This window comes from Pseudomonas sp. RG1 (assembly GCF_025910115.1).
Taxonomy (GTDB): Bacteria; Pseudomonadota; Gammaproteobacteria; order Pseudomonadales; family Pseudomonadaceae; genus Aquipseudomonas; species Aquipseudomonas atacamensis.
On the sequence record NZ_JAPCIK010000035.1, the window covers coordinates 32399 to 58374 of the forward strand.

Consider the following 25976-nt stretch of genomic DNA (forward strand, 5'->3'; position numbering starts at 1 on the left):
GGAGAATCACCATGAGCCGCATCCCTGCAATCAGCCTCGACACCGCCACCGATGCCACCCGTCCTGCACTGGAAGGCGTGAAGAAAAAAATCGGCTTCCTGCCCAACGTCTTCACCACCCTCGCCCAAGCGCCGGTTGCATTCGACACTTACCTGCAAGCCTCGGCCATCCTCGGCAAGACCTCATTGAGCGGCAGAGAGAAAGAAGCCGTTTACCTCGCCACTTCGCAGGTCAACGGTTGCGACTATTGCCTGTCCGCACACACCGTGTTTGCCGGCAAAGCCGGGCTGTCGGCGGAGGACATCATCGCAGCACGTCACGGCGAACTGAATGCCTACGCCGCCCTCGCCCGCCAACTGACCGAAACCCGTGGCCACTTGAGCGATGAACAATTGGCCGCTGCCCGCGCTGCCGGTATCGATGACCGCAAGATCATCGAAGTCATTGCCCTGGTGGCCGTGCAGACATTGACCAACTACCTGAACAACACGGCGCTGACCGACATTGATTTCCCGACCGTCGAGGCCTGAGCAGTCGCTCACGATCCGAAGATAAAACCGGTGGCGAAAAGGCGCTCTTTTCGCCACCGCTGTTTTTTGCTGCCATGATGTACGTCAGAATAATTCGCAGCGCAAACAGTGTCTGGTGCGCTGAAACCAAACAGCCTGTGCGCAGGTCTTTGTTCTCAGACAAATGCCCCGGAAAGACACGAACCCCATGACAGACTGGTTGCAAGACAACGGCGAGATGGCCGGGCAGATCCGCCGTCACGACTGGGCGAATTCGCCCCTCGGCCCGTTGGAAAACTGGCCCGATGTACTCAAGACCACTGTCTCGCTCAGTCTCGCCTCGCATTTCCCTCAGGCGATCGTCTGGGGCCCGCAACTCATCACTCTCTATAACGACGCCTTCGTACCGATTCTCGGCGACAAGCCGCACGCGTTGGGACGCCCTTTCAGCGACATCTGGAAGGAAGCCTGGCACGAGATCAGCCCGATTGCTGAGGCCGCGTACGCCGGCCAGGCCACCTACATCGAAAACTTTGCTCTGCAGATCGAACGCGGCAAAGGCCCGGAGCAGGCGTTCTTCACTTTTTGCTATAGCCCGATTCGTGATTCCCACGGCAATGTCGTCGGCATGATCGACACCGTCACCGAGACCACCCAGACCGTTTATCTCAACCGACGCCTGGCGGTCCTCGATGCCATCGGCGAAGCGGTGACCAATGCCACGGATGCGCAAGCAATCCTGGCGGCAAGCACGCGGCTGATGGTCGAGCAACTGCGTCTGTCCAATTGCGCCTACGCCGACATGGATGCCGACGAGGATGGCTTCACCATTCGCGGCGACTATGCAGCGCCGGGTTCGCCGAGCATCGTCGGCCACTACCATTTGCGCGATTTCGGCGAGAAAGCCGTACGCCTTCTGCGCGCGGGTCAACCGCTGGTGATCCACGACAACCGCAGCGAATTGCCGCCGGAAGAATCAGCGACCTTTCAGGGCATAGGCATCACCGCCACCATTTGCGTGCCGCTGATCAAGCAAGGTCGTCTTACCGCGTTAATGGCCATTCACGACAAAGTGCCGCGTGTCTGGTCGAGCTTCGAACAGGCGCTGCTCAGCGAAGTCACCGAACGTTGCTGGGCGCACATCGAGCGAGTGCGCGCCGACGCCAACGTGCGCGAGGGCCTGCTTGCATTGGCTGAACTCAATGCCACGCTGGAGCAACGGGTCGAAGAGCGCAGCCTGCGTCTGGCCCAGGCCGAGTCGGCGTTGCGCCAGTCGCAGAAGCTCGAAGCCATCGGCCAATTGACCGGCGGCGTCGCCCATGACTTCAACAATTTGCTGACGATCATTCGTTCGTCGGTGGATTTTCTGCGCCAGCCCAACCTGCCGGAAGAACGCCGCCAGCGCTACATGCGCGCGGTTTCCGACACGGTCGAGCGCGCCTCCAAGCTGACCAGCCAGTTGCTCGCCTTCGCGCGCCGCCAGCCGCTCAATCCGCAAGTAGTCGATGCCGGCGAACGTTTGGCCAACATCGGCGAGATGCTCGAATCGGTCACCGGCGCGCAGATTCACGTGTGCGTCGAGCGCCCGGATCACCCCTGCTACATCCGCGTCGATCTCAGTCAGTTCGAAACTGCATTGATCAACATCGCCCTGAACGCTCGCGACGCCATGAATGGTCAGGGTGAACTGAAATTGCGCCTGGAGTGCCATAAAGCGCTGCCGCCGATTCGCGGCCACGCTGGGTCCAGCAGCCATTTCGTGTCGATTGCCCTGGCCGACACCGGTGCCGGCATCGACGCACACACCCTCGAACACATCTTCGAGCCGTTCTTTACCACCAAGGCTGTCGGCAAAGGCACGGGGCTGGGGCTGTCGCAGGTGTTCGGCTTCGCCAAGCAATCGGGCGGCAACGTCGATGTTTCCAGCGTCCTTGGTCAAGGCACCGAGTTCACCTTGTATTTGCCGCAAGTGCCGGCGATCGAGGCAGAAATGGACGAGGCAGAAGACGATGGCGAGGTGCAGCCGGCCTGCGAAAAACGCCGGGTGCTGGTGGTCGAAGACAATCTCGATGTCGGCCGTTTCGCCAACCAGATCCTCCAGGATCTGGGCTATGAAACCGCATGGGCGACCAACGCTGAAGAAGCCCTGCAGTTGGCCGGTAGCGATGCCAGCGCGTTCGATGCGGTGTTTTCCGACGTAGTCATGCCGGGCATCACCGGCGTCGCGTTGGCCAAGGAACTGCGCCAGCGCCGCCCCGATCTGCCGGTGATTCTGACCTCCGGCTACAGCGAAGAACTGGCGCGAAGCGGGTACGAAGGTTTTGAATTTCTCGCCAAGCCCTACTCCGCCGAACAGGTCTCGCGGATTCTCGGCAAGACCTGGCTCAAGGACGCAAAACCAGCGGCGTCAGTCGTGATCGACGCCGGCGCGCTTGAGTAATTTCTTGCAGCGTTCCGACAGATGAAACACCTGTAGATGCTTGCCCGCCTTGGCGTAGCGTTCACGCAGGGTTTTCAATGCGGCGATCGCCGAGTAATCGACAAAGCTCAGGTGTCGGCAGTCGAGAGTGACTTTGGCCGGGTCGTTGGCCGGGTCGAACTGATTGAGAAACGGCGTGGTCGAGGCAAAGAACAGCGTGCCGTGCAGGCGATAGAGCTTGCTGCCGTCGGCCTCCAGATGTTCATCGGCATACAGTTCGCGCGCCTGCTGCCAGGCGAAGTTGAGCGCAGCGATGATGATCCCGCACAGCACGGCCGTGGCCAGATCGGTGAACACGGTGATGGTGGTCACGGCGATGATCACCAGCACATCGTGCAGCGGCACCTTGTTGATCACCCGCAACGACGCCCAGGCGAAGGTCTGCTGAGATACCACAAACATCACCCCCACCAGTGCGGCGAGCGGAATACGCTCGATCAGCGGTGACAGAAACAGAATGAACAACAGAATCAGCACACCGGCAACCACGCCGGACAAGCGCCCGCGCCCGCCGGAGCTGAGATTGATCACGGTCTGCCCGATCATCGCGCAACCGCCCATGCCTCCGAACGCCCCGGACACCATGTTCGCCGCGCCGAGCGCTACGCACTCGCGATCCGGATAGCCACGGGTTTCGGTGATCTCGTCGGTCAGGTTCAGCGTCAGCAGGGTTTCCAGCAGGCCGACCATCGCCATCAGGATCGCGTACGGGGCGATGATGCGCAGGGTTTCGAAATTCCATGGGATGTCCGGCAAAGCGAAGGTCGGCAGACCGCCGGCAATGTGCGCCATGTCACCGAGGGTGCGGGTCGGCAGCCCGAACAGGTAGACCAGCAGGCCGACACCCAGGATCGCCACCAGGGCCGGCGGTACCGCTTTGGTCAGGCGCGGCAGGATGTAAACGATGGCCATGGTCAGCAGCACCAGCCCGGTCATCAGGTACAAAGGCGTACCGCTGAGCCAGTGCTCGCCGCTTTTGAAGTGCTCCAGTTGCGCCAGGGCAATGATGATCGCCAGGCCGTTGACGAAACCGAGCATCACCGGATGCGGCACCATGCGCACCAGTTTGCCCAAGCGCAACAGCCCGAACGCCATCATGATCAGACCGCCGAGCAGCACCGTTGCCAGCAGATATTGCACGCCGTGTTGCACCACCAGCGCGACGATCACCACCGCCATCGAACCCGCCGCACCGGAAACCATGCCCGGTCGACCGCCAAACAACGCCGTCAGCGTGCAAATGATGAACGCGCCGTACAGGCCCATCAGCGGATTGAGATGCGCGACCAGGGCGAAAGCAATGCATTCGGGCAACAGGGCGAACGAGGTGGTGAGTCCGGCGAGGACATCGGCGCGCAGACGAATCGGTTTCATGGCTTACCTGACTGAGCGGCCGCTGGGCACGGCTGCTGTTTTCGCGAAAAAAGAGGGAGGCGAATGTTACGGAATTGTTCGGCCTCGGGCCAGTGAAACGCTGACATGGGGTGGCGCGGGCCTTATCCTTGCAGGCTTGTCCATCGAATCGAGTCGCAGCATGTCAGCGTTTTTGTCCGCCCGTGATGTGTGTCAGCGCCTGCGCGAAGCTGCGCTGGGCGTGCTTGGGTTCGAAGTCTGCCAGGTAATGTCCGAGACCGGGCTGATTGCCGTTGATATCGAGGGCTGGCATCTGCGGTTGGACTTCGCCGAGGGACACTTGCATCACTGTGAATACGCGCGCAACTGCGCCGGGGATGAAGCGACGCTGGACACTTGGCAGCGTTATGGTACCGACCCGGTGAGTCTGCTCAGCACGTGGGAGTTGGCGCAGATCGAACTGTTAGTGCGTGAGGCGGATGGAGTTGTGGCTCAGGGCATCATTTCCAGAACCAGTGACGACTGACTTTCTTGCATGCGGTCATACCAGTCCTGCAGCACATCGGGCAGCCGCTTGTTCCACTTCGCCACGTTGGTGTAGTACCGCAGATGTTCGTGGCCCTGGTCATCGTAGCTTTTGAAGATCAGCCAGACCTGCGCATCGGCCGCGCTCATCAGGATCCCGATGCCGCCGAGACCGCGCATCCACATTTCTACAACCTGAGCATCGGGCACATCTTTTGAGTTTTCGCCGACCTGCAAGGAACCGGAGGTCTCTACCAGTTTTTGGTAGTCGGTCTTGAGCAGCGAACGCAGTGCCTGATCTTCTGCGGGTGTGCGAGCCAGACCCAGGCTGAGCAGATCGTAATCCAGCTTCAGCGGTTGTTCGGAGGCGACATACCGACCGGCGTAATACACGCCCATGCCTCCGCCGCAGTCGGAGTCCGCACCGGTTTGCGTGACGTTCAGTACGCCATTGATGGGCGTGAAGGCGAGTTTGCAGGCGTCCTCGGCGTACACGGCTGTTCCATCCTTGAGTATGGCAACGCCAGTCAAGTCTCCGGAATTGGCGCCCTCGCCTGCCGAGATATCGATGGCGATATGCGTGGCATTACGACGTTGGGTGACAAGGGTCGCCGAGGTCGAGGTGCCGCGCGGAATCAGTTGCCAGGTGGCATCCCAACTGAAGGGCTGAACCGCGTGTTCGAGCTCAGTGAGGCGCATCAGGTATTCGCGCCGAAGACACGCGCTCAGGGCACCGCAGGCGTTGCGGTTTTTCAGCCACTGACGCTGGTCGGTTTTCAGCATTTTGGGATCGGCAACTTTGCCCAGCGTGGTCCGCCATTGCTCGGCGAGCTTGTCGTCAAGGGTTGAGAGGTAGGGATCAGTGCAGATGGCTTTTTCGGTTTTGCTGGTGGCGTCGGTGCAATCGAAACTGCTGGCATGGGCGGTGCAGGCGAGGACGAGAGATGTCAGCGCCACGGCGTGACGCAGGTAGATAGCGAACATCGAGAGATTCCATTCTTCGGGCGGCGGGGATTATGCCAGTGCTGCTGCCGTAAATCGCCGCTGTCGTAGAGCCTGCTCACCCCTGTGGGAGCGAACCTGCTCGCGAAGGCGGTATATCAGTCGGTTTGATGTTGGCTGTCACAGCGCTTTCGCGAGCAGGCTCGCTCCCATAGGGGTTTTATGTGGGTTCAGATGGTGATTTGGGCTGCCGGTTTGACGTCGATTCGTGCCACGGAACTGGTCAGGGCGGCGAAGTCCTTGTTGTGTTCGGCAATGATGTCCTCGGCGCTCATGTTGCCGTTATCGACCGTTGAATGCGCATCTCGCGCGACGACGATGTCGTAGCCCAGTGAATGCGCGCTGCGCACCGTGGCGTTGACGCAGTAATCGGTTTGCAGGCCGCAGATGATCAGACGTTCGAAGTCCTCGCTGGGCAGCAGCTTGCCGAGATCGGTCTGGTAGAAAGAGTCCCCGGTGGTTTTGTCTACGCGCAGGTCTTTCGTAGAAGTCAGAAGGTTTTTCGCCAGTTGCCAACCCTCAGCACCGCGAACAAATGAGCCGTCCTTTTCTTCGTGCTGAATCAACACCACCGGAACGCCAGCCGTACGGGCGCGTTGGCTCAGATCATTGATCGTGGCGATCACGCGGTCGATTTCAAAGCACTGATATTCACCAGCACACAGCGCCTGCTGGACGTCGATGATCAGTAATGCGGTGGTCATGTCGAGCCTTCCTTGATCAATCCTTGAGAATGGGGCGGACCTAAGCCCGCCCCTTTTTACTCCGCTCAGTAACCCAAAGACAAGCCGGTATTACGCCGTGGATCATTGGCGCCGTAGAAGCGATTCTTGCCAACCGGTTTGCCTCCCAGTGACGGCGCGCCGACCAGAATCGCGGCAATGTGGTTGGCATCCTGCGGGCCGGCAAACTTGTGGCCCCAGCTTTCCAGGATTTTTTTCGTATCCGGGCTGGCGGCGAAGTCTTCGAGGTTGGTTTCCTCCGGCATCCACTGCTGATGGAAGCGCGGCGCGTCGACCGCTTCCTGCAAGCCCATGCCGTAATCGATGACGTTGAGCATGGTCAGCAAGGTCGCGGTGATGATCCGGCTACCCCCCGGCGTGCCGACCACCATCACTACTTTGCCGTCCTTGGTGACGATGGTCGGACTCATCGACGACAGCGGCGCCTTGCCCGGTGCGATAGCGTTAGCCTCGCCTTGAACCAGCCCATACATGTTCGGAACGCCGACCTTGGAGGTGAAGTCGTCCATTTCATCGTTGAGAATCACCCCGGTCTTGCTCGCCATCACGCCGGCGCCGAACCAGTCATTAAGGGTGTAGGTGACCGAAACAGCATTGCCCCACTTGTCGACAATCGAATAGTGCGTGGTGTTGCTGCCTTCGTGGGGCGCTACACCGGGCTTGAGCTCAGCCGACACGCCGGCCTTCTGCGGCTGGATGGCGTTGCGCAGTTTGGTCGCGTAATTCTTGTCCAGCAGATGCTCGATCGGATTCTTCACGAAATCCGGATCGCCGAGGTAGCTGTTGCGATCGACGTACGCATGGCGCATCGCTTCGATCTGGTAGTGCATGCCCTGAGCGGAATGGAAGCCCAGGTCCTTCATCGGATAGCCTTCGAGGATATTCATGATCTGGCAGATCACCATCCCGCCGGAGCTCGGCGGTGGCGCCGAGACTACGTGATAGCCGCGATAATCGCATTCCACCGGGGCCAGTTCGCGAGTCTTGTATTTGTCCAGGTCGGCCTGGCTGATGATGCCTTTGTTGGCCTGGCTGGAAGTGACAATGGCATCAGCGACCCAACCTTTGTAGAAGCCGTCGGCGCCCTTGTCGGAGATTGTCCGCAGGGTTTTCGCCAGATCCTTTTGCACCAGTTTCTGCCCGACCTGCATCGGCTCGCCGTTGCTGAGGAAGATCGAGCCGGAATCGCGCATGTCCTTCTTGAACACATCCGTCGCGTATTCGAGCAGCTCGACATCGCCCTGCTGCAATTCGAAACCGTCTTCGGCCAGTTTGATCGCCGGGGCAATCATCTCCTTGCGCTGTTTGGTGCCGTATTTGCTCAGCGCCAGCTCCATGCCGGACACCGTACCCGGTACGCCGACCGCCAGGTGCCCGCGCGTGCTCAGTTCCGGAATGACGTTACCGTCCTTGTCCAGATACATGTTGGCGGTCGCTGCCAGCGGCGCTTTTTCGCGGAAATCGAGAAAGGTCTTGCGCCCGTCCGCCAGTTGAATAGTCATGAACCCGCCGCCGCCAAGGTTGCCCGCAGCCGGATAGACCACCGCCAGCGCATAGCCCACGGCCACTGCCGCATCCACGGCATTGCCGCCGTTTTTCAAAACGTCGACGCCGACATGGGTCGCCAGATGTTGCGCGGTGACCACCATGCCGTTTTCCGCCGCCACCGGCGCCACTGATGCCGCGTGAGCCATGAAACAGCTGAGCGCCAGGGACGTCGCAATGAGCGATCTGGCCAAAGGTTCGTACTTCATGAGTCGATCTCTTTTTGTTTTTGGGGACTGCGCAAAACGCAGGGCAACGCTTCAGGAGCAACAAGCAGTATGGCCGGCTTTACGTATTGCGCCTCCCCGGTCAGCCAGTATGCTGAGCCATCGCAGCCGTTGGCAGCTCCTGCCCGAATCAAGCGAAGAGGTTATTCATCGCTGCGTACTGCAACAGCATGATGGTCTTGGCATCGCAGATCTCGCCACGTTTAAATGCTGCCAATGCCTCATCGAAGCCCCACTCGAGCACTTCCAGTTCTTCGGTTTCCTCTTCAAGGCCACCACCGTCGCTGACTTTGGACGCCGCGTCGTATTCTGCGATAAAGAAGTGCAGTTTCTCCGTCACCGAACCGGGACTCATGTACGCCTCGAATACTTTTTTCACGTCGTGCACGCGATAACCGGTTTCCTCCTCGGCTTCGTCACGAATGCGCTGCTCGGGCGCGGCACCTTCCAGCAACCCGGCGGCCACCTCGATCAACAATCCATCGTGGCCGTTGACGAACACCGGCAAACGAAACTGGCGGGTCAGCACCACCGTGCGCTTTTCGCGGTTGAACAGCAGAATCGCCGCGCCGTTGCCCCGGTCGTATACCTCGCGGGTCTGGCGCCGCCATTCGCCGTTGTTGCGGTGGTAGTCGAAAGTGATTTTCTTCAGCAGATACCAGTCGTGGGACAACACCTGAGTGTCGACGATGTTGACCCGTTCGGCTGTGTTGGACATCGCGTCTGATCCTGTCTTCATGGGGGGACTGCCATGGTCGATCAATTGCGCCGACAAAAAAAGCCCGGCAGCGCTACCGGGCTCGTTCAGCCTGCGCGGTTACTGAAAGTCGACGTCGAAGGCCTGGTAGAAGGCGTTGCCGGTATTGGCGACGATCCACATCAGCACAATGACGTGATGACCCTGCTTGTTCGCAGGCAGCTTCACTTGATGATCGACCTTGGCCTTCAATTCGCCGGCATGGCTGTAATACGGCACTTGCGGGTAGAAGTCTTCGAAGAACGGCTGGGTTTCCAGCTGCGCACGGCTGATGCGTTGCTGTGGATCCCAGCCGTCTTTGGTGATCAGCCAGCGATAACCACGGGTGGTGTGCGGCGCGGTGTACGCCCAGCTGACCTCGAGAATCTGCCCCGGATCGACATTCAGCAGCGGCCAGTTGAATGAACGGCCGAGCTTCTTGCTCATCTCGTCGTCGGTGTAATTGACGCAATCGCGGGCATCGGTCTTGCCGCCGCTGAGAATGTAGCCATCGGCCGGCGGCGCGACGCTGTCCGAGTCGGTCTCGAAAGGTTGCGGGAAAGGTCCGGCGTCCATGGCCGGAAAGTTCTTGCCACCTTCCATTTCATTGACTTGCCAAGCGCCGAGCAGGCCGAGGTCGATGGCCACTGCGCCGCGACTCGCTGGCGAGATGACACGACCGTGTTTGAGTTGGGTTTGTGGGATTGCCTGATTCATCTTGCTCACTCCGTTGATTTGAGAACTCTCCTTCCCGAGGAGAGGCCTTCAAGCTAACGGAGGTGAATTTTTTGTCCATCGGCGCTTTTGTCACAGTCCCAGTGTGCAAGACGTAAAAAGCCCGGAAACACTGGATGCATAACCAGTGCTCGACGACGCATCGCACTCAACGTGTAGCTGAACACCTACACGCCGAGTCGCCTTTGGTCATTCAGACAGTTGCGCCTGATACTCCTTTTCGTACTGCCCGGCGAGTTGGCTTTTCTGTTTATCGTCGAGCAGCTTGCCGGCCATCTGGAAGAATTTGTGCTCTTCTTCCTCGAGGTGGTGATGAACCTTGTCGGAAAGCTTTTTGGCCGTGGCCAGCCAGGCCGGACTGGACATTTCGGTCTCGTCGAGCTCTTCCATCATCTCGTCCATTTCGTGGTGTTCGGCGATGGCGTGGCGGCTTAGGTCCACGCCTTCATCGATTTCCATCAACGGAATATAGAAATGCCGCTCTTCAGCGGTTTCATGGGCTTGCAGTTCTGCTTTGAGCTGCTTGTAGGCCTCGACCCGCTCAGGGCTGTCGCCGCTGGTCGCGATCAAAGCCTTGGCGTAAGTGCGCTGGCGCTCGTGGCTTTCGCGCAGGGCTTCAAAAATATTCACGGGATTTCCTCATCAATCGCGCTCAGGGAAAGACGCGATAAAAGCCTAGACCGCAACGCTGGTTTGACGGTTCCGCTTGTTCGATCGAAGGGCTTGGAGGCGTTTGCCCGGACGGGTTAGGCTGGGCGTTCAATTACACAAGGAAGTCATGCATGAATTTGCGTATCGAGTTGACGCAGAGCCCTACCGAGGAACAGCGTCAGGCCATTCTGCAGCCGCTGATCGAATACAACGATGCTCAAACCGGCGGTTCGAAATCCGAGCCGTTCGCCTTGATGGTCAAAGACGAAAATGGCGAAATACTGGGCGGTTTGTACGGGCGAATGATTTTTCGCTGGATGTTCATCGAGCTGCTGTCCGTGCCGGAACAGGGTCGCGGACAGGGTATCGGCTCGAAATTGATGGCTCAGGCGGAAGCCTTGGCCAGGGAAAAGAATTGCTACGGCCTCTGGCTCGACACGTTCGATTTTCAGGCGCCGGAGTTCTACAGGAAGCTGGGGTTCAGCCAGTTTGGGGAAATCGTTGACTACCCACCGGGGCACAAGCGGCACTACTTTCAGAAGCGCCTGATCGATTGAGTCATGCCGTATTCGCGAGCAGGCTCGCTCCCACAGTGCAATGCATTACAACTTGTGGGAGCGAGCCTGCTCGCGAAAGCGTCAACCGCTTCACCCCATAATCACAGGCAGGTCGCCATCGCCGCCATCCGCCGCATCGCGACAAAATCACTCTTCTGCGCGTAATAGTTCAAGGTCGTACCTGACGCTTCGGTGATCACATCGACAAACGACTCTGCCGAACGCGTATAAACCGTAGTGCCGCCGGACTCGCGCGGTTCCAGATAGGCCGCCGCGTCGACGCCAAACACCGCTTCGTCCTGCCAGGCGAATTGCACGCACCGGGCGACGTCTTTCTCCGGCTTGTCCGAGGTCAGGACCTTGTCCGGGCTCTTGCTGCGAGCATCGTTCATCACCGAACCGGCGCACCCGGCCAACAGGGCCGCCGCCAGCACTACCATCAGCATTCGCATTGCATTTGCTCATCGAGAAAAAAGCGGACTGTAGCACTGCGACGCGGCAAATCGTTCTGCTTTACTGTTTTTATGCGCGACATGCGCAAGCAGGTGCGGCACCCTATGGTCATCAGTCACACAAGGAAATTACATGGCGCCTAGCGACCAGCGACATGAACAGGCTTTGAAACTGTTTCTCGATGCGCGACCCGAACTACGTGAAACCCTCGACCATCTCAACCCGCTGCTGGCTCAGGCCAAGGGCGAAACCCAGGCGCAGTATCGCGAAGAACGCTTGCATGAGGCGTTTGAGGAAGAAGCGGAGAGACAGAGGTTGTTCGCCTGGGAGCTGACGTTGCAGTTGACCGCTGCTTCGCCCGAGGAATATCAGGCGCAACGGCTGGAAGTGCATCGGGAAGTGGCGGAAATGGCGGGGATGGGCTGGATCGAGTATTGCGAGCTTTACGGCATCACCCCGTAATCCAGCCGCCGCAAATCTCCCGTGGGAGCGAGCCTGCTCGCGAAGGCGGTGTGACTGCCGAAACTGATCTCGAACGAGATGACGCTTTCGCGAGCAGGCTCCCACCGTGAACCGCGTATTACCAGATTTCGCGGCACGCGCAATAAAGCTTTATCATGGCCGAAGTTTCGCTGATCGAGTCCATCATGAAGTTCGCCATCGCGCTGTTTTCCGCCGCCCATGCGCCCTCCTCGCGCCGTGCCTTGCTGTTTGCCCAGGCCGCGCTGGCCGGCGGCCATGAGATTGTTCGGCTGTTCTTCTATCAGGACGGCGTGTTCAACGCCTCCGATGCGGTGGTGACGCCGCAGGATGAACTGGACTTGCCCAAGCAATGGCGCGCCTTTATCAACGAAAAGCAACTTGACGGCGTGGTCTGCATCGCCGCCGCTCTGCGCCGTGGTGTGTTGAACGAAGAAGAAGCCAAGCGTTACCAGCGTGAAGCGATTTCGCTCAGCACGCCGTGGGAATTGTCCGGTCTGGGTCAATTGCACGACGCCGTGCAGGACGCTGATCGGCTCATCTGTTTCGGAGGCGCTTGAACATGGCCAAATCGCTGTTGATCATCAGCCGCCAATCGCCTTGGTCCGGCCCCGGCGCGCGGGAAGCGCTGGATATCGTGCTCGCCGGTGGCGCCTTTGATCTGCCGATCGGTTTGCTGTTTCTCGATGACGGCGTGCTGCAACTGGCCGCTGGGCAGAACGCCAGGGCCTTGCAGCAGAAAGACCTCAGCGCCAATCTGCAGGCGCTGCCGATGTTTGGTGTCGAAGAGCTGTTCTATTGCGCCGAAAGCGCCAATGCTCGCGGTCTTGGCAACCTGTCGCTGGACGAAGCGCAGCCGCTTGCTGCTGAACACATCACCGCCCTTATTGACCGTTACGATCAGGTGATCACCCTCTGATGTCGACTTTGCATGTGTTGTCTCATTCCCCGTTCGGCGACGATCGTCTGAGCAGTTGTCTGCGCCTGCTCGGCAGCGCCGACGCTGTGTTGTTGTCCGGCGATGCGGTGTATGCGCTGCAACCGGACACTGCGCCGTTCGCTGCTCTGCAAGAGCGACCAATCAAACTTTTTGTATTGGTTGAGGACGCACAGGCGCGTGCGATCGAGGTTCCAGACTGGGCCGAGGCCATTGACTACCCGGCCTTCGTCGAACTGTCGATCCATCACGCCAAGGTCAACAGCTGGCTATGAATTCAATGACCGTCGGCGCCCGCGCCATCGAACTGGACAAGGACGGCTTTCTCGTTGACCTCAGCGACTGGTCGGCTGAAGTCGCCAGCGCCCTCGCCGCCGCCGAAGACATCGAGTTGACGCCCGAACACTGGGAAGTCCTTGAGCTTCTGCGTAGCTTCTACGCCGAATTCCAGCTATCGCCGGCCACGCGTCCGCTGATCAAGTACACCGCGTTGAAACTCGGCGCCGACAAAGGCAACAGCCTGCACCTGAACCGACTGTTCAAAGGCACCCCTGCCAAACTCGCCGCAAAACTGGCGGGCCTGCCCAAACCGACGAATTGCCTATGAACGACTTTCCAGCATTGACCCTCGAAACGCCTGCCGAGCACCCGTTCGCGCAATTCGTGCGCATTCTCGGCAAGGGCAAGCGCGGCGCCCGCGACCTGACGCGCGAGGAAGCCCGCGAGGCCATGGGCATGGTGCTCGATGACAAGGTCGAAGATACGCAACTGGGTGCCTTCCTGATGTTGCTGCGGCACAAGGAAGAAAGTGCCGAGGAAATGGCCGGTTTCACCGAAGCCCTGCGCGCACGCTTGCACGCGCCCGCATTGAATGTCGACCTGGACTGGCCGACCTACGCCGGCAAAAAACGCCACCTGCCGTGGTATCTGCTGGCGGCCAAGTGCCTGGCGCAAAACGGCGTACGCATCTTCATGCATGGCGGCGGCGCGCACACGGCCGGGCGTCTGTACAGCGAACAACTGCTGGGCGAACTGAACATTCCCCTGTGCCGCAATTGGCAGCAGGTCGGCGCGGCACTGGACAACGGCGGCCTGGCGTTTATGCCGCTGGTGGACTGGGCGCCACAGTTGCAAAAGATGATCGACCTGCGCAATACCCTGGGCCTGCGGTCGCCGATCCACTCGTTGGCGCGGATTCTCAATCCGCTCGGCGCACGTTGTGGCCTGCAAAGCATTTTCCACCCGGGCTATCAGGCGGTGCATCGCGATGCCAGCGGCTTGCTCGGCGACACGGCAATTGTGGTCAAGGGCGATGGCGGTGAAATCGAGATCAACCCCGACGCCACCAGCCACCTTTATGGCACCAGCGGCGGTCAGAGCTGGGACGAAGAATGGCCGCAGCTGTCAGCGCAGCGCCACGTCAAACCCGCCTCGCTGGACATCGAGCACTTGAAAGCCGTGTGGCGTGGCGATGTGGTCGACAGTTACCCGCAAATGGCCTTGATTGCGACCATGGCCCTCGCCCTGCGCGGTCTCGGTCAGAATCGCGAACAGGCCTTCGCAACCGCAGAACAGTATTGGGCGGCGCGTAACACATCGATCTAACCGATCATTAGCGCCCGATCTTTGCGCTTTTTGTTCGAACTCATCGGAATAGACTCGACTCCAACGAATATTGGTTTTGGGAGTCTTGATCATGGGTTTACTCGTCGATGGCCACTGGCAGGACAAGTGGTACGAAAGCAGCAAGGACGGCGCGTTCCAGCGCGAACAAGCGCAACGCCGCAACTGGGTGACCGCCGACGGTCAGCCAGGCCCCAGCGGTGAAGGCGGTTTCACTGCCGAAGCCGGGCGCTATCACCTCTATGTTTCCCTCGCCTGCCCTTGGGCGCATCGCACGCTGATCCTGCGCAAACTCAAAGGGCTGGAAAGTCTGATCGACGTGTCGGTGGTCAGCTGGCTGATGCTGGAGAACGGCTGGACTTTCGACAAAGCGCTCGGCTCGACCGGCGACAAACTCGATGGCTTCGACTTCATGCATCAGCGCTACACCGCTGACACGCCTGATTACACCGGGCGCGTGACGGTGCCAGTGCTGTGGGACAAGAAACTCAAGCGCATTGTCAGCAATGAATCGGCGGAAATCATCCGCATGTTCAACAGCGCCTTCGACGGGCTCACTGGTAACGATCTGGACTTTTATCCGGCGCCGCTACGCAACGAGATCGATGCGCTGAACGAGCGGATCTACCCGGCGGTGAACAACGGTGTCTACCGCGCCGGATTCGCTACTTCGCAGCAAGCCTACGAACAGGCGTTCGATGAAGTCTTCGCCGAACTGGATCATCTGGAGCAACTGCTGGGTGCCAATCGTTACCTGAGCGGGGAATACCTGACCGAAGCCGACGTGCGCTTGTTCACCACGATGATTCGTTTCGACGCGGTGTACCACGGGCACTTCAAGTGCAACCTGCGGCGGATTGCCGATTACCCGAATCTGTCGAACTGGCTACGCGAGATGTATCAGTGGTCGGGAATTGCCGAAACCGTGGATTTCCAGCACATCAAGCATCACTACTATGGCAGCCACAAGACCATCAACCCGACCGGCGTGGTGCCGAAGGGGCCGCAGCAGGATTTCAGCGTAGCGCATGATCGCGAGCGGTTGATCGGGAAAGGGGTTTGGCGCCGGGGTTGATTAGCTCGGTGTTTTCGAGACCCCGTTCGCGAGCAGGCTCGCTCCCACACCGGATTTGTGCATGACACAGATCCAATGTGGGAGCGAGCCTGCTCGCGAAGGGAACGACGCGGTCTTTAGACCTGCGCCTGCGCCCCTTCAAACCACGCCAGCTTCTCGCGAAGTTGTACCACTTCGCCGACGATCACCAAGGTCGGTGCATGCACTTCATGCTCCGCCACCATTCGCGGCAAATCCGCCAGCGTGCCGGTGAAAACCCGCTGATTGACCGTGGTGCCCTGCTGAATCAACGCCGCCGGGGTATCCGCCGCGCGACCATGCTTGATCAACTGCTCACAGATGATCGGCAAACCCACCAGGCCCATGTAGAACACCAGCGTCTGCGCCGGGGCGACAAGATCGGCCCATGGCAGATCGGTGGAACCATCCTTCAAGTGGCCAGTGACAAACCGCACGGACTGCGCATGGTCACGGTGGGTCAGCGGAATCCCCGCATAAGCAGCGCAACCGCTGGCCGCGGTAATGCCGGGGACCACCTGGAATGGAATACCGTGGGCCGCGAGTTCTTCGATCTCTTCGCCACCGCGGCCGAAGATAAACGGATCGCCACCCTTCAACCGCACCACACGCTTGCCGGCCTTGGCCAGATCGACCAGTTGCTGGTTGATCTGATCCTGCGGCACGGCGTGTTCGGAGCGACGCTTGCCGACATACACCCGTTCGGCATCGCGACGGCACAACTCGAGAATTGCCGGTGCCACAAGGCGGTCATAGAGCACCACATCGGCTTGCTGCATCAGGCGCAGTGCGCGGAAGGTCAACAGATCCGGATCACCGGGGCCGGCACCGACCAGATAAACCTCGCCAGTGGTGACCATGGGCTCGCCATCGACCTTGGCCTGCAACAGGCGCTCGGCTTCAGCGCCCTGCCCGGCCAGTTGACGATCGGCAATCGGGCCTTGGAAAACGTCTTCCCAGAAGCCGCGACGCTGCTGAACATCCGGAAACAGGTTTTTCACCTGATTGCGAAAACGCGCAGCCAATCCAGCCAACTGACCGTAAGTGGAAGGAATCCAGGTTTCGATTTTCGCGCGGATCAGACGCGCCAGTACCGGCGCATCGCCGCCGCTGGACACGGCGATGATCAACGGCGAGCGATCGACGATCGCCGGGAAGATCACGCTGCACAAGGCCGGCGCATCGACCACGTTGACCGGCACGCAACGGCGGTGGGCGTCGGTGGAGACTTGCGCGTTGAGCGTTTCGTCGTCGGTAGCGGCAATGATCAGCCCGCAACCGTCCAGATCCATTTCGGCGTAACCGCGCAACAGGCATTCACCGCCGCTGGTAGCGACCAGTTCAGCCAGTTGCGTTTCGATTTCAGGTGCGACCACCCGCAGCAGCGCACCGGCATCGGCCAGCAGGCGGGATTTGCGCAAGGCAATTTCCCCCCCACCGACAACCAACACACGACTGCCGCGCAGGTTGTGAAACAGCGGCAGATATTTCATTTAGCCGATGACCTCGAGGCCACCCATGTACGGCTTGAGCACGTCCGGTACGCGGATAGAACCGTCGGCCTGCTGGTAGTTTTCCAGCACGGCAACCAGAGTACGACCGACCGCCAGGCCGGAGCCGTTCAAAGTGTGCACCAGCTCAGGCTTGCCGGTTTCCGGGTTGCGGAAACGCGCCTGCATGCGCCGCGCCTGGAAATCGCCGCAGTTGGAGCACGAGGAGATTTCGCGGTATTTGTCCTGGCTCGGAATCCACACTTCCAGATCGTAGGTCTTGACCGCGCTGAAGCCCATGTCGCCGGTGCACAGCGCCAGGGTGCGGTAAGGCAGACCGAGCAGTTGCAGAACCTTTTCGGCGTTGGCGGTCAGGCCTTCCAGCGCTTCCATCGATTGCGATGGCTCGACGATCTGGACCATTTCGACTTTGTCGAACTGGTGCTGGCGGATCATGCCACGCGTGTCGCGGCCCGACGCACCGGCTTCGCTGCGGAAGCATGGGGTATGGGCGACGAACTTGATCGGCAGCAGTTTCGAATCGACGATTTCGCCGGCAACGATGTTGGTCAGCGACACTTCGGCAGTCGGGATCAGGTACAGATCGGCTTCGCCTTCGCGGGCAATCTTGAACAGATCCTCTTCGAACTTTGGCAACTGGCCGGTGCCTTGCAGCGCCGGAGCCTGAACCAGATAAGGCGTGTAAGCCTCTTCGTAGCCATGTTCGGTGACATGCAGGTTGATCATGAACTGCGCCAGTGCGCGATGCAGCCGCGCGATCGGGCCACGCAACAGCGCAAAGCGCGCGCCGGACAGCTTGGCGGCGGTTTCAAAGTCCAGCCAGCCGAACTTTTCGCCGAGGGCAACGTGGTCTTTGACTTCGAAATCGAACTGAGTCGGCGTGCCCCAGCGGCGCACTTCGACGTTGTCGTCTTCGTCCTTGCCGACCGGAACCGACTCGTGCGGCAGGTTCGGGATACCGAGCAGGATCGAATCGAGTTCGGTCTGGATCGCATCCAGCTCGACCTTGCCAGCGCTCAGCTCGCCCGCCATGCGCTCGACGTCCGCCATCAGCGGCGCGATGTCTTCGCCACGCTGCTTGGCCTGCCCGATGGATTTGGAACGCGCGTTACGCTCAGCCTGCAGTGCTTCAGTGCGGGTCTGGACGGTCTTGCGCTGTTCTTCCAGCGCTTCGATGCGCGCGGTGTCCAGGGCAAAGCCACGGGAAGCCAGGCGGTCCGCTACGTCCTGAAGGTTGCTACGTAACAGTTTGGAATCGAGCATGTCGGTTTCTCGTTATCAAAGTTTGGTCAGGGACAGGCCGGCCCACGTCGCGAGCAGCCCGCCGAATACGCTGAGTGCGGCATAGCCCAGGGCCAGCAACACTTGCCCGCTTTCCAGCAGGCGCACCGTATCCAGTGAAAAGGATGAAAAAGTCGTCAGCCCCCCGAGGAAGCCGACCATCAACCCGGCGCGTACTTCGATCGGCACCTCCGGGCGTATCAGAAACAGGCCGTACAACACGCCAATCAGCAGGCAGCCCACGATATTAACGGCCAGCGTCGCGGTATAGAAGTGCCGCGGCCAATTGGCGCTGACCCAATTACCGGTGGCGAAGCGCAACAGGGTGCCGGCAACACCGCCGACCGACACTGCAAGGATCAATGGAACCACTATTTTCTCCGCTGCCTAGGGCTCAGACGATCGAGCTGAGCGAGGTGATTGAGCTTCTCGCCGATCTTCAACTCCAGGCCACGGGGCACTGGCTGATAGAACGGAATCGGCTCGAGTTCTTCCGGAAAATAGTCTTCGCCGGCGGCATAGGCGTCCGGCTCGTCGTGGGCGTAGCGGTATTCGTCGCCATAACCCAATTGCTTCATCAGCTTGGTCGGTGCATTGCGCAGGTGCAGCGGGACTTCCAGCGAGCCGTTCTCAGCCGCTGCGCGCAGCGCAGTTTTGAAGCCCATGTACACCGCATTGCTTTTCGGTGCGCAGGCCAGATAAGTAATGGCCTGGGCGACTGCCAATTCGCCCTCGGGGCTGCCGAGACGCTCCTGCACTTCCCACGCCGCCAGGCACAGGCTCAGCGCACGCGGATCGGCATTGCCGATGTCTTCGCTGGCCATGCGCACCACGCGCCGCGCCAGATACAGCGGATCGCAGCCGCCGTCGATCATCCGCGCAAACCAGTACAACGCGCCGTCAGGGTTGGAGCCGCGCACGGATTTGTGCAGGGCCGAGATCTGGTCGTAAAACGCTTCGCCACCCTTGTCGAAACGTCGACGGGTGTCGCCGAGCAGGCTTTGCAGCAGCTCGGTGCCGATTTCGCTGTTGTCTTCGGCCAGATCAGAGGCGTTTTCCAGCAGATTGAGCAGACGCCGGCCATCACCATCAGCGGCGGACAGCAACATCTGAAAACCTTCATCGCTCAGGGTCAGGTTGCGCTTGCCCAGCCCACGCTCCTCGGTCAGCGCGCGATGTACCAGCTTGCGCAGCGCCGCTTCGTCGAGGCTTTTCAGCACGTAGACGCGGGCCCGCGACAACAGGGCGTTGTTGAGTTCGAACGAAGGGTTTTCAGTGGTGGCGCCGATGAAGATCAGTGTGCCGTCTTCAACGTAGGGCAGAAACGCGTCCTGCTGCGACTTGTTGAAACGGTGCACTTCATCGACAAACAGGATCGTGCGCTTGCCGTACTGGCCGGCCTGCTGCTTGGCGATTTCAACGGCCTGGCGGATTTCCTTGACCCCGGCGAGCACCGCCGAAACCGTTTCGAAGTGCGCATCGGAGACTTCTGCGAGCAAGCGCGCCAGGGTGGTCTTGCCCACGCCCGGCGGCCCCCAGAAGATCATCGAATGCAGCGCGCCCTGCTCCAGCGCCTCACGCAGAGGCTTGCCGCGAGCGAGCACGTGTTCCTGACCGACGTACTCATCCAGATTGGCTGCACGCAGACGCGCGGCCAAGGGTTGAGCAATCGGTGCACTGCGAAACAGATCCATCACGTAGCGTTGAAACCTCTGATTTTCTGAAATCTGCTGAAGAACCTGTGGTGAGGGGATTTATCCCCATTGGGCTGCGAAGCGGCCCCAAAAGCGACGACTGCTGCGCAGCCGGACGGGGATAAATCCCCTCGCCACAATAGCCCCTCAATAGCAGGCCCTCACCACAAAGGCCCTGACACAAAGGGCCGGTGTTTATTCCTGGATAACGTCGGCACCCTTGGGAATGTCGAATTTGAATTTGGACGCTGGCACCGCTTCGTTGGCCTTGACCCCTGTAAACAGGATATTGGTGCGCTGGCCGACACTGTCGATTAGTTGCATGTCATTGAGCAGACCGTTACGGAACGACAGGCGCAGGTTGTCGAACAGGGTGTCCTTGGTTTTCGGCTTGAGAGTGAAGTCGATCACGCCGCCCGCCTCTTTCGCGCTGATATCGAAGCTCTGGCTGATCTTCGAGACATCGCCGGACAGCAGCAGCGCCGGCGTCTGGGTCAGACGCTCGTCGAGCTTCTTGATGGTCGCCTGTTCCAGGTCCGGGTCCCACAAGGTGACTTTCTTACCATCGGAAACCATGGTCTGCTCGGCCGGCGCGTTGGTGTGCCAGTAGAACAGGCCCGGACGCTGCAGGGTCATGTTGCCGGTGGTTTCCTGCAACTGGGTGCCGGTGCCGTCGAGGGTCAACTGCGAAAAGTTCGCCGACAGGGTTTTCGATGTTTCGAGCAATTGGGTCAGACGCGCCACGTCCTTTTCATCGGCGAGGGCCGTGAGTGTGGTCAGCGCCAGTACTGGCAACAGCATGCGGATAAGGCGCATGAGAGTCCTCTTGAATACTCGTGGGAAAGCGGGTGGCGCGTCATTGCGCCACCCGAGTCGTTGCGTTTCAGTCGCGTACCGGGCCCGGGGCCAGGACTTCACGCGAACCGTTGGTGTTCATTGAGGTAACAACGCCGGCCATCTCCATCGCCTCGATCATCCGCGCGGCGCGGTTGTAGCCGATCTTCAGCTTGCGCTGCACAGCGGAAATCGACGCGCGACGGCTTTCGAGGACGAACTGCACCGCTTCGTCATACAGCGCGTCGGCTTCCGGATCATCACCGTCACCACCACCGCTACTGCCTTCAAAGCCGCTACCCGCCTCTTCGACACCGTTGAGGATATCGTCGTTGTATTCCGGCGCGCCGCGCAGCTTCCACGCTTCGACCACGCGGTGAACCTCATCGTCGGAGACGAATGCGCCGTGGACGCGGATCGGCAGACTGGTGCCCGGCGGCATGTAGAGCATGTCACCGTGACCGAGCAGTTGCTCGGCGCCACCCTGGTCGATGATGGTCCGCGAGTCGATCTTGCTCGATACCTGGAACGCCATACGGGTCGGGATGTTGGCCTTGATCAGACCGGTGATCACGTCCACCGACGGGCGCTGGGTCGCAAGAATCAAGTGAATCCCCGCCGCACGCGCCTTTTGCGCAATACGGGCGATCAGTTCTTCAACCTTCTTGCCGACGATCATCATCATGTCGGCGAATTCGTCCACCACTACGACGATGGTCGGCAGTTTCTGCAGCAGCGGCGCTTCGTCGTGAATGCTTTCGCGCTTGTACAGCGGATCGCTCAACGGCTCGCCGGCATCCTGGGCTTCCTTGACCTTGGCGTTGAAGCCGGACAGGTTACGCACGCCCATTTTCGCCATCAGCTTGTAGCGACGCTCCATCTCGGCAACGCTCCAGCGCAAGGCGTTGGCGGCGTCCTTCATGTCGGTCACAACCGGGCAGAGCAGGTGCGGAATGCCTTCGTAGATCGACAGCTCAAGCATTTTCGGGTCGATCATGATCAGCTTGGCGTCGTCAGGCCCGGACTTGAACAGGATCGACAGGATCATCGCGTTCACGCCCACCGACTTACCGGAACCGGTGGTACCGGCCACCAGCAAGTGCGGCATCTTCGCCAGGTCAGTGATGACCGGCTTGCCGCCGATATCATGACCGAGCGCCAGGGTGACCGGGGATTTGAAGTTGTCGTACTCGGGGGTCGACAGCACCTCGGAGAAACGTACGATCTGGCGGTCTTCGTTGGGAATCTCGATACCGACAGTGGTCTTGCCCGGAATCACCTCGACCACCCGCACACTGGTCACCGCCAGCGAACGCGCCAGGTCTTTGGCCAGGTTGGCGATGCGGCTGACCTTTACCCCGGCGGCAGGCTGGATTTCGTAACGGGTAATCACCGGGCCCGGGTGGATCGAATCAACGGTGACTTCGACGCCGAATTCCTTGAGCTTGATTTCCAGCAAGTGGCCGACCGCCGCCAAGGACTCGGGCGAATAGTTGAGTTGTTTCTTTTCCGCTGGATCAAGAATCGAGATCGGCGGCAAGGTGCCTTCGACCGCGCTGTCGACGAACAACGGCGCCTGCTTCTCTTTCTGCACGCGCTTGCTCGGCTCCGGCGCCTTGGCTGGTGCCGGAGCGATCACCGGTGGCACCTGCTTCTCGCGGTCGGACATGTGCTTGCTCAGCGCTTGCTCACGCTCGATCAGGCGTTCCTTGACCTTGGCCTGTTCACGCTTGTCGGTGACAGTCGGTGCGACCACATCGTGGACGCGGTCATCAACCTCACGCAGTTGCGCGACCAGTTGCTTGCGCTCGGTGCGCGCCGACCACCAGCGGTTGAGCGCGCCCTGGAACAGCTCGAACAGATCGAGGGTGATCTTGCCGGTGACGTCCATCACCTTGAACCACGACAGGTCGGTGAATACGGTCAGGCCGAACAGGAACAGCGCGATGAACAGCAGCGTGCTGCCCTGAATGTTCAGCGCATTCTTCGCCAGATCGCCAAGGCTTTCGCCCAGGGCACCGCCAGCGCCGGCCGGCAGACCGGTCGCGGCATGGAAATGAATGTGCGCAAGCGCAGCACCGGACAGTACGAGGAACACCAGACCGATCAGGCGCCAGGAAAACAGCCAGCCGCTCCACTGCCATGGTTCGTGGCGTTGACGGAAGATCTGGTACGCCTTGACCGCCAGCAGCAACGGAAAGATATAGGCGAAGTAGCCGAGCACCATGAACAGGATATCGGCGCTGTAAGAGCCGGCCGGGCCGCCGAAGTTCTGCACATCGTCGATCTTGCTGTTATGGCTCCAGCCCGGGTCGTCCTTGCCGTAAGTCAGCAAAGCCATCATCAGGAACAGGCACAAGGCGCCGATGGCGATCAATGCACCTTCCTTGAGCCGGTAGTGCAGTTGCTGGCGCCAGAGCGGAACGACTGTTTTGGGTGCTTCGGTGGTCTTCTTCAAAACGCTTCTTTTCCTGCGCCCGAGGCGCGTCCATCTATTGAATGACGATAAAAAACTGCCCAATCCAGGCAGGTAAAAAAGGTGAAAAGCTCAACTGGGACTACTTTTAACACTGTGCCACTGGTTTTATAAACACAGCCATAAACACTGTGCGCAGCGAAAAGGCCGTCACAACCCGGCATTGTACGGGTTTGTGCGCCCGACGCCATGTTTCAGACCCCAGCCTTGAGCATAGCCAATCGCACACGCAATGCCTTGCAATTGGAGCATGCATTGCCTTTGGTGACAAAGGCTTATGAGCTGTATTTGATGAACGTAGCGAACCTGGCCGAATCGGGCTCACAGGAATGCTCCTCAGCATCGACACGGCGACGCTTACGACCACGGGCGACACATCAAGTTGCAGCTCAATGCTCGCTGCACCAGACAACTGTGCAGGACAGCGGCGCCGTTTCGCGGCAAACTCTTTCGCGGGGCCTGCACGCCCCCTGACCGCCCTCCCCTTCTGCAAGCCTGGATGCCATGCTGACTTGGTTACAACGTAATTCCCTGACCTTTCCGCCACTGGAAAAAGCCATGCGCGAGCCGAACGGATTGCTCGCCGCCGGCGGCGATCTGTCCGCCGACCGCCTGATCCAGGCCTATCGCCATGGCTGCTTTCCCTGGTTCTCCGAAGGCCAACCCATTCTCTGGTGGTCGCCAGACCCTCGCACCGTGCTGTTTCCCGATGAACTGCACGTCTCGCGCAGCCTCGGCAAGCTGCTGCGCAAGCAACGCTATCAAGTGACCTTCGATCAGGATTTCGACGCCGTCATCCGCGCCTGCGCTGCCCCGCGTGACTACGCCGACGGCACCTGGATCACCGAGGCCATGCAGGATGCTTACGTAGAATTGCATCGGCGCGGTTTCGCTCATTCGGTTGAGGTCTGGGACGAGGGACAGCTGGTCGGCGGCCTGTACGGCCTGGCGATGGGCCAACTGTTTTTTGGCGAGTCGATGTTCAGCCGCGCTGACAATGCATCCAAATATGGCTTTGCCACGCTGGTCCAGCATTTGAAAGCCGCCGGGTTTGTGCTGATCGACTGCCAGATGCCGACCGATCACCTGCACAGCCTCGGTGCACGGTCCATTCCGCGCGACGAATTCGCCGACTATCTCCAACGCCATCTCGACCAACCGAATTCGGCGACTTGGGTTTGCTGAGCGACTTTTGCGCAGGTGGCTTACACTTAATCCACCAGCTTATCCCGAGGGTTGATTCATGACCGAGTTGGCGCGTTTGAAGTTTTATGCCACTCAGCCCCACTCTTGCAGTTATCTGCCCGAGGAGCAGGCCACGACGCTGTTTCTCGACCCGAGTCAGCCCATGGATGTGCATGTCTACGCAGACCTGTCGGAAATGGGCTTTCGTCGCAGCGGCGATCATCTGTACCGGCCGCATTGCCAGAATTGCAATGCGTGCGTGCCTGCGCGCATTCCCTCCGCCCAGTTCATCGCCAATCGCCAGCAGAAGCGTATCTACAAACGCAACGCCGACCTGCAAGTGCAGCCGGTCAAACCGCACTTCAGCGAAGAGTATTTCGACCTGTACCAGCGCTACATCGAACAGCGCCATGCCGACGGCGACATGTACCCGCCGAGCCGCGATCAGTTCTCGACGTTCCTGGTGCGTGACCTGCCCTTCTCGCGTTTCTACGAGTTTCGACTCGACGGACGGTTGCTCGCGGTAGCAGTCACCGATCTGCTGCCCAACGGCCTGTCGGCGGTGTACACCTTCTACGAACCGAACGAAGAACGCCGCAGCCTCGGCCGTTACGCAATCCTCTGGCAAATCGCCGAGAGCCAGCGTCTGGGCCTTGAGGCCGTGTACCTGGGTTATTGGATCAAGAACTGCAAAAAGATGAATTACAAGACGCAATATCGGCCCATCGAATTGCTGATCAATCAGCGCTGGGTCATCCTGAACTGAACCTGCGGCCTAAACCCCTTGGCGTAAACACCATTTTTCGGGCACAATGCACGCCGCTTTTGCCTGGCGCAGTTGCACCGGGCCATTCATTGGATACCGAGGGCTTTACTGCATGTCGAAAGAAGACAGCTTCGAAATGGAAGGCACTGTCGTCGACACCCTGCCCAACACCATGTTTCGTGTGGAGTTGGAAAATGGGCACGTCGTAACCGCGCATATTTCCGGCAAGATGCGCAAGAACTACATTCGTATTCTTACCGGTGACAAAGTGCGCGTCGAGCTGACGCCCTATGACTTGAGCAAAGGGCGGATCACTTACCGCGCTCGTTAATCAAGTCAATACAGAACGCCCGGGTAATGCCGGGCGTTTTTGTATCTGCGTTTTGAGGTTTTGGGGCTGGCGGTTTCGCGCTTACAGCATGCAAATCAAAAGATCGCAGCCTCCGGCAGCTCCTGCGCTTGGATCGCGCGTATTAGACAGAAACGGGTTGACCTGCGGGCCGCCTTCGCGAGCAGGCTCGCTCCCACAGAAAGGCAAAAGCAAAAGATCGCAGCCTTCGGCAGCTCCTACACAATGAGCG

Annotated in this window: 28 protein-coding genes; 14 read left to right on the forward strand and 14 right to left on the reverse strand. The window is 59.8% G+C overall.

The genetic code is table 11. From position 1 onward, the window contains the following. Positions 1-11 precede the first annotated feature (11 nt). Positions 12-530: a carboxymuconolactone decarboxylase family protein gene (locus OK411_RS17940; protein WP_136493726.1), complete on the forward strand. Its 519-nt coding sequence runs from the start codon at positions 12-14 to the stop codon at positions 528-530. Positions 531-717: 187 nt separating this feature from the next. Then, entirely contained in the window at positions 718-2949 is a 2232-nt protein-coding gene (locus tag OK411_RS17945; RefSeq protein ID WP_122612147.1) for a response regulator, read from the forward strand. Here OK411_RS17945 and OK411_RS17950 read toward each other — a convergent pair. Then, positions 2917-4362 carry a SulP family inorganic anion transporter gene (locus tag OK411_RS17950; RefSeq protein WP_130901725.1) on the reverse strand — a complete coding sequence of 482 codons (1446 nt, stop codon included), beginning with the start codon at positions 4360-4362 and terminating at the stop codon, positions 2917-2919. The two genes, OK411_RS17945 and OK411_RS17950, sit on opposite strands and share 33 nt — an antisense overlap. Before the next feature lie 160 nt (positions 4363-4522). On the opposite strand from OK411_RS17950, the gene OK411_RS17955 reads away from it, so the two are divergent. After that, positions 4523-4867, forward strand: coding sequence for a hypothetical protein (locus OK411_RS17955; protein WP_264365471.1), 345 nt, complete (start codon positions 4523-4525; stop codon positions 4865-4867). On the opposite strand, the gene OK411_RS17960 is transcribed toward OK411_RS17955, so the two are convergent. From OK411_RS17960 to OK411_RS17985, 6 genes are all read right to left on the reverse strand, one after another. Next, positions 4834-5850, reverse strand: coding sequence for a lysozyme inhibitor LprI family protein (locus tag OK411_RS17960; RefSeq protein WP_136493728.1), 1017 nt, complete (start codon positions 5848-5850; stop codon positions 4834-4836). The genes OK411_RS17955 and OK411_RS17960 overlap by 34 nt on opposite strands. A gap of 188 nt (positions 5851-6038) precedes the next feature. Continuing rightward, the gene (locus OK411_RS17965; RefSeq protein ID WP_110600826.1) at positions 6039-6572 is read right to left on the reverse strand and encodes a cysteine hydrolase family protein; all 534 of its coding nucleotides are present in this window, start codon (positions 6570-6572) and stop codon (positions 6039-6041) included. A gap of 65 nt (positions 6573-6637) precedes the next feature. Further along, positions 6638-8365, reverse strand: coding sequence for a gamma-glutamyltransferase (ggt, locus tag OK411_RS17970; RefSeq protein ID WP_136493729.1), 1728 nt, complete (start codon positions 8363-8365; stop codon positions 6638-6640). 148 nt (positions 8366-8513) lie between these two features. Continuing rightward, positions 8514-9101 carry an NUDIX domain-containing protein gene (locus OK411_RS17975; protein ID WP_264365472.1) on the reverse strand — a complete coding sequence of 196 codons (588 nt, stop codon included), beginning with the start codon at positions 9099-9101 and terminating at the stop codon, positions 8514-8516. A gap of 99 nt (positions 9102-9200) precedes the next feature. Then, complete coding sequence (locus OK411_RS17980; protein ID WP_016775256.1) at positions 9201-9836, reverse strand: lytic polysaccharide monooxygenase auxiliary activity family 9 protein; 636 nt, start codon at positions 9834-9836, stop codon at positions 9201-9203. A 207-nt stretch (positions 9837-10043) separates the two neighbouring features. Beyond that, positions 10044-10484: a hemerythrin domain-containing protein gene (locus OK411_RS17985; RefSeq protein ID WP_024013399.1), complete on the reverse strand. Its 441-nt coding sequence runs from the start codon at positions 10482-10484 to the stop codon at positions 10044-10046. 152 nt (positions 10485-10636) lie between these two features. Here OK411_RS17985 and OK411_RS17990 point away from each other — a divergent pair, with 152 nt between their 5' ends. After that, entirely contained in the window at positions 10637-11062 is a 426-nt protein-coding gene (locus tag OK411_RS17990) for a GNAT family N-acetyltransferase (RefSeq protein WP_130888681.1), read from the forward strand. Positions 11063-11163: 101 nt separating this feature from the next. Here OK411_RS17990 and OK411_RS17995 read toward each other — a convergent pair whose 3' ends face one another. Continuing rightward, positions 11164-11514, reverse strand: a complete 351-nt coding sequence (locus OK411_RS17995) for a hypothetical protein (protein ID WP_024013401.1) — start codon at positions 11512-11514, stop codon at positions 11164-11166. Between the two features lie 133 nt (positions 11515-11647). On the opposite strand from OK411_RS17995, the gene OK411_RS18000 reads away from it, so the two are divergent. From OK411_RS18000 to OK411_RS18030, 7 genes are all read left to right on the forward strand, one after another. Then, positions 11648-11977, forward strand: coding sequence for a DUF6388 family protein (locus OK411_RS18000; protein WP_073471290.1), 330 nt, complete (start codon positions 11648-11650; stop codon positions 11975-11977). A 185-nt stretch (positions 11978-12162) separates the two neighbouring features. Next, positions 12163-12555, forward strand: a complete 393-nt coding sequence (gene tusD, locus OK411_RS18005; protein WP_217878488.1) for a sulfurtransferase complex subunit TusD — start codon at positions 12163-12165, stop codon at positions 12553-12555. Positions 12556-12557: 2 nt separating this feature from the next. Then, positions 12558-12914, forward strand: a complete 357-nt coding sequence (gene tusC, locus OK411_RS18010) for a sulfurtransferase complex subunit TusC (RefSeq protein ID WP_071172887.1) — start codon at positions 12558-12560, stop codon at positions 12912-12914. Further along, positions 12914-13207, forward strand: coding sequence for a sulfurtransferase complex subunit TusB (gene tusB, locus OK411_RS18015; RefSeq protein ID WP_186566414.1), 294 nt, complete (start codon positions 12914-12916; stop codon positions 13205-13207). Before tusC ends, tusB begins: the two co-directional genes overlap by 1 nt. Then, positions 13204-13539 carry a TusE/DsrC/DsvC family sulfur relay protein gene (locus OK411_RS18020; protein WP_016770652.1) on the forward strand — a complete coding sequence of 112 codons (336 nt, stop codon included), beginning with the start codon at positions 13204-13206 and terminating at the stop codon, positions 13537-13539. Before tusB ends, OK411_RS18020 begins: the two co-directional genes overlap by 4 nt. Continuing rightward, positions 13536-14537: a glycosyl transferase family protein gene (locus OK411_RS18025; protein WP_024013405.1), complete on the forward strand. Its 1002-nt coding sequence runs from the start codon at positions 13536-13538 to the stop codon at positions 14535-14537. Before OK411_RS18020 ends, OK411_RS18025 begins: the two co-directional genes overlap by 4 nt. 91 nt (positions 14538-14628) lie before the next feature. After that, complete coding sequence (locus tag OK411_RS18030) at positions 14629-15630, forward strand: glutathione S-transferase family protein (RefSeq protein WP_130901721.1); 1002 nt, start codon at positions 14629-14631, stop codon at positions 15628-15630. A gap of 116 nt (positions 15631-15746) precedes the next feature. On the opposite strand, the gene cysG is transcribed toward OK411_RS18030, so the two are convergent. The 6 genes from cysG to ftsK form a co-directional block, all read right to left on the reverse strand. Continuing rightward, complete coding sequence (cysG, locus tag OK411_RS18035; RefSeq protein WP_264365473.1) at positions 15747-17141, reverse strand: siroheme synthase CysG; 1395 nt, start codon at positions 17139-17141, stop codon at positions 15747-15749. Further along, positions 17142-18422, reverse strand: coding sequence for a serine--tRNA ligase (gene serS, locus OK411_RS18040; RefSeq protein ID WP_024013408.1), 1281 nt, complete (start codon positions 18420-18422; stop codon positions 17142-17144). It abuts the gene before it with no gap. Between the two features lie 15 nt (positions 18423-18437). Next, positions 18438-18812, reverse strand: a complete 375-nt coding sequence (gene crcB / locus OK411_RS18045) for a fluoride efflux transporter CrcB (protein WP_016775261.1) — start codon at positions 18810-18812, stop codon at positions 18438-18440. Continuing rightward, positions 18812-20134: a replication-associated recombination protein A gene (locus OK411_RS18050; protein WP_042609225.1), complete on the reverse strand. Its 1323-nt coding sequence runs from the start codon at positions 20132-20134 to the stop codon at positions 18812-18814. The genes crcB and OK411_RS18050 overlap by 1 nt, the downstream gene beginning before the upstream one ends. Positions 20135-20329: 195 nt before the next feature. Beyond that, positions 20330-20950, reverse strand: a complete 621-nt coding sequence (lolA, locus tag OK411_RS18055) for an outer membrane lipoprotein chaperone LolA (RefSeq protein WP_136493737.1) — start codon at positions 20948-20950, stop codon at positions 20330-20332. A gap of 67 nt (positions 20951-21017) precedes the next feature. Continuing rightward, complete coding sequence (ftsK, locus tag OK411_RS18060) at positions 21018-23426, reverse strand: DNA translocase FtsK (RefSeq protein WP_041477069.1); 2409 nt, start codon at positions 23424-23426, stop codon at positions 21018-21020. 522 nt (positions 23427-23948) lie between these two features. Here ftsK and aat point away from each other — a divergent pair. The 3 genes from aat to infA all read left to right on the forward strand — a co-directional run bounded on the left by aat (position 23949) and on the right by infA (position 25726). Further along, positions 23949-24629 carry a leucyl/phenylalanyl-tRNA--protein transferase gene (gene aat / locus OK411_RS18065; protein ID WP_122508082.1) on the forward strand — a complete coding sequence of 227 codons (681 nt, stop codon included), beginning with the start codon at positions 23949-23951 and terminating at the stop codon, positions 24627-24629. Positions 24630-24687: 58 nt separating this feature from the next. Then, entirely contained in the window at positions 24688-25395 is a 708-nt protein-coding gene (locus tag OK411_RS18070; RefSeq protein WP_016775265.1) for an arginyltransferase, read from the forward strand. Positions 25396-25507: 112 nt separating this feature from the next. After that, entirely contained in the window at positions 25508-25726 is a 219-nt protein-coding gene (infA, locus tag OK411_RS18075; RefSeq protein ID WP_002553999.1) for a translation initiation factor IF-1, read from the forward strand. Positions 25727-25976: the final 250 nt, after the last annotated feature.

Coding starts and splice junctions, on each gene's coding strand:
- OK411_RS17940 (WP_136493726.1), top strand. CDS start 12: ATGAGCCGCATCCCTGCAATCAGCCTCGACACCGCCACCGATGCCACC.
- OK411_RS17945 (WP_122612147.1), top strand. CDS start 718: ATGACAGACTGGTTGCAAGACAACGGCGAGATGGCCGGGCAGATCCGC.
- OK411_RS17950 (WP_130901725.1), bottom strand. CDS start 4,362: ATGAAACCGATTCGTCTGCGCGCCGATGTCCTCGCCGGACTCACCACC.
- OK411_RS17955 (WP_264365471.1), top strand. CDS start 4,523: ATGTCAGCGTTTTTGTCCGCCCGTGATGTGTGTCAGCGCCTGCGCGAA.
- OK411_RS17960 (WP_136493728.1), bottom strand. CDS start 5,850: ATGTTCGCTATCTACCTGCGTCACGCCGTGGCGCTGACATCTCTCGTC.
- OK411_RS17965 (WP_110600826.1), bottom strand. CDS start 6,572: ATGACCACCGCATTACTGATCATCGACGTCCAGCAGGCGCTGTGTGCT.
- ggt (WP_136493729.1), bottom strand. CDS start 8,365: ATGAAGTACGAACCTTTGGCCAGATCGCTCATTGCGACGTCCCTGGCG.
- OK411_RS17975 (WP_264365472.1), bottom strand. CDS start 9,101: ATGTCCAACACAGCCGAACGGGTCAACATCGTCGACACTCAGGTGTTG.
- OK411_RS17980 (WP_016775256.1), bottom strand. CDS start 9,836: ATGAATCAGGCAATCCCACAAACCCAACTCAAACACGGTCGTGTCATC.
- OK411_RS17990 (WP_130888681.1), top strand. CDS start 10,637: ATGAATTTGCGTATCGAGTTGACGCAGAGCCCTACCGAGGAACAGCGT.
- OK411_RS17995 (WP_024013401.1), bottom strand. CDS start 11,514: ATGCGAATGCTGATGGTAGTGCTGGCGGCGGCCCTGTTGGCCGGGTGC.
- OK411_RS18000 (WP_073471290.1), top strand. CDS start 11,648: ATGGCGCCTAGCGACCAGCGACATGAACAGGCTTTGAAACTGTTTCTC.
- tusD (WP_217878488.1), top strand. CDS start 12,163: ATGAAGTTCGCCATCGCGCTGTTTTCCGCCGCCCATGCGCCCTCCTCG.
- tusC (WP_071172887.1), top strand. CDS start 12,558: ATGGCCAAATCGCTGTTGATCATCAGCCGCCAATCGCCTTGGTCCGGC.
- tusB (WP_186566414.1), top strand. CDS start 12,914: ATGTCGACTTTGCATGTGTTGTCTCATTCCCCGTTCGGCGACGATCGT.
- OK411_RS18020 (WP_016770652.1), top strand. CDS start 13,204: ATGAATTCAATGACCGTCGGCGCCCGCGCCATCGAACTGGACAAGGAC.
- OK411_RS18025 (WP_024013405.1), top strand. CDS start 13,536: ATGAACGACTTTCCAGCATTGACCCTCGAAACGCCTGCCGAGCACCCG.
- OK411_RS18030 (WP_130901721.1), top strand. CDS start 14,629: ATGGGTTTACTCGTCGATGGCCACTGGCAGGACAAGTGGTACGAAAGC.
- cysG (WP_264365473.1), bottom strand. CDS start 17,141: ATGAAATATCTGCCGCTGTTTCACAACCTGCGCGGCAGTCGTGTGTTG.
- serS (WP_024013408.1), bottom strand. CDS start 18,422: ATGCTCGATTCCAAACTGTTACGTAGCAACCTTCAGGACGTAGCGGAC.
- OK411_RS18050 (WP_042609225.1), bottom strand. CDS start 20,134: ATGGATCTGTTTCGCAGTGCACCGATTGCTCAACCCTTGGCCGCGCGT.
- lolA (WP_136493737.1), bottom strand. CDS start 20,950: ATGCGCCTTATCCGCATGCTGTTGCCAGTACTGGCGCTGACCACACTC.
- aat (WP_122508082.1), top strand. CDS start 23,949: ATGCTGACTTGGTTACAACGTAATTCCCTGACCTTTCCGCCACTGGAA.
- OK411_RS18070 (WP_016775265.1), top strand. CDS start 24,688: ATGACCGAGTTGGCGCGTTTGAAGTTTTATGCCACTCAGCCCCACTCT.
- infA (WP_002553999.1), top strand. CDS start 25,508: ATGTCGAAAGAAGACAGCTTCGAAATGGAAGGCACTGTCGTCGACACC.